Below are 4,963 nucleotides of genomic sequence, written 5' to 3'. Positions count from 1 at the left end.
GCCGCGAAGCCGGTGAACGGACAGATCTTCAGCTTCGCGGCTGACGCCGCTCCTACAACGGCCGGGTCTTGTTCAGGCAAAGTGGCGCTGTCACGCCAGCCCGCCCTGCGCCGTCCTCCCCGTATGAACGCCGAAACCACTTTCCAGACCCACCGCCCGCGTCTGCTGGCACTGGCCTACCGCATGCTGGGCAGCCGCGCCGATGCCGAGGACGTGTTGCAGGACGCCTGGCTGCGCTGGGCGGGCAGCGACACCGCCGACATCCGCGACGCCGAGGCCTGGCTGGTCACTGCCACCACCCGACTCAGCCTGGACCGCCTGCGCGCGGCCAAGCGTGAGCGCCAGCACTACCCCGGCCCGTGGCTCCCGGAACCATTGCAGGTCGAACTGTCGCCCGACATCGCATCCGATCCTGCACAGATCCACGCCGTCGCCAACGAAGTCTCCGTCGCCTTCCTGACCCTGCTGGAGCAACTGAGCCCGGACGAGCGCGCCGCTTTCCTGCTGAAAGAAGCCTTCGACCACGACTACCGCCAGATCGGCAGCCTGCTTGGCCACAGCGAGGCCAACTGCCGGCAACTGGTGCGTCGGGCCAAGCAGCGCCTGCAGGCCGGTGCACCACGCTTCCAGCCGGCGCCGGCACAGCATAGGCAGCTGCTGCAGCGGTTCATGGACGCGGCCCAGCGTGGCGACAGCCCCGCCATCCAGGCCCTGCTGCATGCCAATGCCGCCCAGTTCTCCGACGGTGGCGGCATCGTCACCGCTGCCATCCGCCCACTGCGGGGCGCCGAGCGCATCGGCCGCCTGTACTGGGCCATCGCCCGCCGCGGTGCTGCCCTGCCCGCCCAACTTGGCTACGTCAACGGCGAACTGGCAATCCTGCGCTTCGCCGAAGGCAGGCTGGCCTCATTCACCACCATCGAAGTGCTGGATGGGCGCATCGCAGCCCTCTACAGCGTGCTCAATCCAGAAAAATTGCCCCCACTTGTCACGCACGAAGCCGCTGCTGCGTCCTTGTAACGAAAGACGGCCATCGTGGCAGTCTGGAGAAACCTGATGTCCGCTACTACTTTCCCGCGCGTGCCCTATGCCCGCCTCGCCGCCGATGCCTTCAAGGGCCTGCTGGCCACCAGCAAGGCCGTGCATGACAGCTCGATCGAGCACGAACTGCAGGAGCTGGTATTCCTGCGCGTATCGCAGATCAACGGCTGCGGCTACTGCATGGACATGCACGGCACCGCACTGCGCAAGGCCGGCATCGAACCGCGCAAGCTCGACACCCTGCCGGCCTGGCACGAGAGCCGCTTCTTCGATGAGCGCGAGCGTGCCGCGCTGGGCTGGGCCGAGGCGATGACCTGGCTGCCGGATGGCGCGCCCTCGCAGGCCGCCTTCGACGCGTTGAGGCCACATTTCGACGACAAGGGCATCAGCGACCTGAGCATGGCCGTGGCGGTGATCAACGCCTGGAACCGGCTCGGCGCCAGCCTGCTGCCGCCGCTGCCCTGATCGAATGGCGAACCCAAGGTCATCAATCCAGACCGGACTGATGGCCGCAGCCAGCGCCACACCGCACAATACGGCGCATGGGAACCCTCGTACTGATCCTCGACCTCATCGGCACCTTCGTCTTCGCCCTGTCCGGGGCAACGATGGGCGTGCGCCGGCGGCTGGATATCTTCGGCGTGCTGGTGCTGTCGTTCGCGGCGGCACTGGCCGGCGGCATCACCCGCGATCTGCTGATCGGCGCCACACCGGTGGCAGCAATCAGTGATTGGCGCTATCCGGCGATCACTTTGGCCGCAGGTATCGTCACTTTCTTCTGGGCGCCGCTGATCGAGCGCATGCAGTACCCGGTGCGGATGTTCGATGCGATGGGTCTGGCGCTGTTTGCCGTAGCCGGCACGCAGAAGGCATTGGCGTATGGCATCGACCCGCCGATGGCGGCTGCCTTGGGCATGTTGACCGGCATTGGCGGCGGCATTGCCCGTGACGTGCTGCTGGCACAGGTGCCGCTGGTGCTGCAGGCCGAGTTGTATGCGGTTGCGGCCTTGGCTGGCGCTGCGGTGGTTGCGGTGGGTTACTGGCTGGGCTTGCCGCCGCTGCCTTGTGCCTTGGTTGGTGCTGGGCTGTGCTTTGGCCTGCGGATGATGGCGATGCATTTTGGCTGGCATCTGCCGGTGGCGTTGCAGTCATCGGAGCCCCCGCCGCCGGAAGGGCCGCGGAAGTGATCTAGGGGATGTAGACGCTTGGTTTTTGGGGGTTTGGTTTTTCTCTCTTTCTCCGCCTCCATGCCGTGATTCCCTCGAAAGTGAGAATGACGCCGTGAAGACAAGGGCAAGAACAAGAACCAAAGCACCCCTCGCCATCCCTCCCCTGCGCGCTGCGCAAGGGAGGGGGCAAAACCCCAGCCCTTCTTTTGCCTGCGGCAAAGGGAGGGAGTGAAGCCGAGGTAACGTCAAACTCACACCTGATCGGCCATGGTGGAAATCCCACATCCAGAGGACCCAACCATGGCCGCAGAACGCTCCGACACCCTGATCGGCGATGAAGTCGTCCACACCCTTGGCCAGCAAGCGCAGACCTCGCAGGTACTGGCCCAGGTCAGGGATGGCCAGGTGACCTTGTCCGGCGACGTTCCAAGCACCGAGGTCAAGCACAAGGTTGAAGCGGTCATCGCCGCCATCGAAGGCGTGCGCACCGTGGTCAGCCATCTCAATGTCGACAACGGCAAGCGATCGTTCGGTAGCGCAGGCGAGGCTGTCCGTGACAACCCGGACGGTCGCGACGATGCCCAGATGGGCGATATCGACCTGGGCAAGGATGGTTGAGCACCTCGAGGCAGCGGACTCAACACATTTGCAGGTAACCTGAACCCGCACCTCGCCGCTTGAGTCCCCCATGCCCCACCCCGAGCCCGCTCCCGCCAAGAAACCCAGCTTCCGCGAGCGCGTCGATGCGATGCGCAACCTGCCGCCCTTCCTGCGGCAGGTGTGGCAGACCAGCCGCTGGCTGACACTCGCCAGCCTCGGCCTGCGCCTGGTCCGTGCGTTGATGCCGGTGGCGATGCTGTATGTCGGCAAGCTGATCATCGATGAAGCGGTGCGCCTGGCTGGTGCTGGTCCAATGCCGCCGCTGGCAGAGGCGTTCTCCAGCGGCCATCTCAATACCCTGCTTGAGCTGCTGTTGCTGGAGTTGGCCATCGCGATCGGCTCGGACCTGCTTGGCCGGCTGATCAACTACGCCGATTCGCTGCTCTCCGAGCTGTTCACCAACGCCACCAGCGTGCGCCTGATGGAGCACGCCGCCGAACTAGACCTGGAAGACTTCGAAGATCCCGACCTGCAGGACAAGCTGGACCGTGCACGCCGCCAGACCATGGGCCGCATGAGCCTGATGAGCCAGCTGTTCGGCCAGGTGCAGGACACCATCACCGTCATCAGCTTTGCCGCCGGCCTGATCGTCTACGCACCGTGGCTGATCGTACTGCTGGCGATTGCCCTGGTCCCGGCCTTCCTCGGCGAATCGCACTTCAACACGCTGGGCTACTCGCTCAACTTCAGCTGGACACCCGAGCGCCGCCAGCTTGATTACCTGCGCCAGGTAGGCGCCAGCGTGGAAACGGCCAAGGAGGTGAAGATCTTCAACCTCAACCGTTTCCTGATTGATCGCTACAAGCTGCTGGCCGAACGCTTCTACAAGGCCAACCGCGCACTGGCCCGCAAACGTGCGATCTGGGGCACGCTGCTGGCCGCCTTGGGCACCCTGGGCTACTACGCCGCCTATGGCTATATCGCCTGGCGCACCATCCGCGGTGACTTCAGCATCGGCGACCTGACCTTCCTGTCCGGCAGTTTCCTGCGCCTGCGCCAATTGCTGGAGGGCCTGCTTACCGGTTTCTCGCAGGTCGCAGGGCAGGCGCTGTACCTGGATGACCTGTTCTCGTTCTATGCCATCGAACCGGAGATCCGCTCGCGCCCGGATGCAGTGGCGATACCGCGCCCGATCCGCGAAGGCTTCGTGTTCGACAACGTCGGCTTCCGCTACCCCGATGCCGAGCGCTGGGCCGTCCGTAACCTCAGCTTCCATCTGCAGGCCGGTGAGGTGATTGCCCTGGTTGGCGAGAACGGGGCCGGCAAGACCACCCTGGTCAAGCTGCTGGCCCGCCTGTATGACCCGGACGAAGGCCGGATCCTGCTCGATGGCCGCGACCTGCGCGATTACGACCTCGACGACCTGCGCGCCAACATGGGCGTGATCTTCCAGGACTTCGTGCGCTACCACCTGTCTGCTGGCGAGAACATCGGGGTTGGTCTGGTCGAGTCGATGTATGACAAGGAACGTATCCAGAATGCAGCACGGCGTGCACTGGCCGATGAAGTGATCGACGCCCTGCCCGCTGGCTATGACCAGCTGATCGGCCGCCGCTTCAAGACCGGCGTGGACCTGTCCGGCGGCCAATGGCAGAAGATCGCCATCGCCCGCGCCTATATGCGCGATGCGCAGGTGATGATCCTCGACGAGCCGACTGCAGCCCTGGATGCGCGTGCCGAGTTCGAGGTATTCCAGCGATTCAAGGAGCTGTCGGACAACCGCACCGCGGTGTTGATCTCGCACCGTTTTTCATCGGTACGCATGGCCGATCGCATCCTGGTGCTGGCCGACGGTCGCATCGAAGCCAGCGGCACCCACGAAGAGCTGATGATCGAAGGCGGCCGCTACGCGGAACTGTTCGAGCTGCAGGCAGCTGGGTATAGATAGCAACAAGCTGTAGTGCCGAGCCATGCTCGGCAGGGGCATTCCAAGCCAAAGCCCAAAGCCACCCCTCCCCAGCCCTCCCCTTGGCCTGCGGCCAAAGGGAGGGAGCGTAGTGCCGAGCCATGCTCGGCAGAGAGCCCCACCTGTAGTGCCGAGCCATGCTCGGCAGAGGCACTACCGGTAAAGCCCCTGCCGAGCATGGCTCGGC

At 64.9% G+C, this 4,963-nt stretch carries 5 protein-coding genes; all 5 read left to right on the top strand.

Annotated features, from left to right (window positions below; translation table 11 throughout):
* The first annotated feature begins 123 nt into the window (after positions 1-123).
* The 5 genes from sigJ (at position 124) to QMX78_RS20035 (ending at position 4,758) form a co-directional block, all read left to right on the top strand.
* Positions 124-1,020, top strand: coding sequence for an RNA polymerase sigma factor SigJ (sigJ, locus tag QMX78_RS20055; RefSeq protein ID WP_282272942.1), 897 nt, complete (start codon positions 124-126; stop codon positions 1,018-1,020).
* A 36-nt stretch (positions 1,021-1,056) separates the two neighbouring features.
* Complete coding sequence (locus QMX78_RS20050) at positions 1,057-1,506, top strand: carboxymuconolactone decarboxylase family protein (protein WP_282272940.1); 450 nt, start codon at positions 1,057-1,059, stop codon at positions 1,504-1,506.
* 77 nt (positions 1,507-1,583) lie between these two features.
* Positions 1,584-2,228, top strand: coding sequence for a trimeric intracellular cation channel family protein (locus QMX78_RS20045; RefSeq protein ID WP_282272938.1), 645 nt, complete (start codon positions 1,584-1,586; stop codon positions 2,226-2,228).
* A gap of 282 nt (positions 2,229-2,510) precedes the next feature.
* Positions 2,511-2,828, top strand: coding sequence for a BON domain-containing protein (locus tag QMX78_RS20040; protein WP_282272936.1), 318 nt, complete (start codon positions 2,511-2,513; stop codon positions 2,826-2,828).
* A 70-nt stretch (positions 2,829-2,898) separates the two neighbouring features.
* Entirely contained in the window at positions 2,899-4,758 is a 1,860-nt protein-coding gene (locus QMX78_RS20035; RefSeq protein WP_282272934.1) for an ABC transporter ATP-binding protein, read from the top strand.
* The last annotated feature ends 205 nt before the right edge of the window (positions 4,759-4,963 follow it).

Source organism: Stenotrophomonas sp. PS02298, assembly GCF_029959445.1.
In the GTDB taxonomy this organism is placed as follows: domain Bacteria; phylum Pseudomonadota; class Gammaproteobacteria; order Xanthomonadales; family Xanthomonadaceae; genus Stenotrophomonas.
This window is presented reverse-complemented; position numbering and strand designations above follow the sequence as displayed.

What these genes read in the sequence shown, in the direction of transcription:
- QMX78_RS20045 (WP_282272938.1), top strand. Translation starts at nt 1,584, where the DNA reads ATGGGAACCCTCGTACTGATCCTCGACCTCATCGGCACCTTCGTCTTC.
- sigJ (WP_282272942.1), top strand. Translation starts at nt 124, where the DNA reads ATGAACGCCGAAACCACTTTCCAGACCCACCGCCCGCGTCTGCTGGCA.
- QMX78_RS20050 (WP_282272940.1), top strand. Translation starts at nt 1,057, where the DNA reads ATGTCCGCTACTACTTTCCCGCGCGTGCCCTATGCCCGCCTCGCCGCC.
- QMX78_RS20040 (WP_282272936.1), top strand. Translation starts at nt 2,511, where the DNA reads ATGGCCGCAGAACGCTCCGACACCCTGATCGGCGATGAAGTCGTCCAC.
- QMX78_RS20035 (WP_282272934.1), top strand. Translation starts at nt 2,899, where the DNA reads ATGCCCCACCCCGAGCCCGCTCCCGCCAAGAAACCCAGCTTCCGCGAG.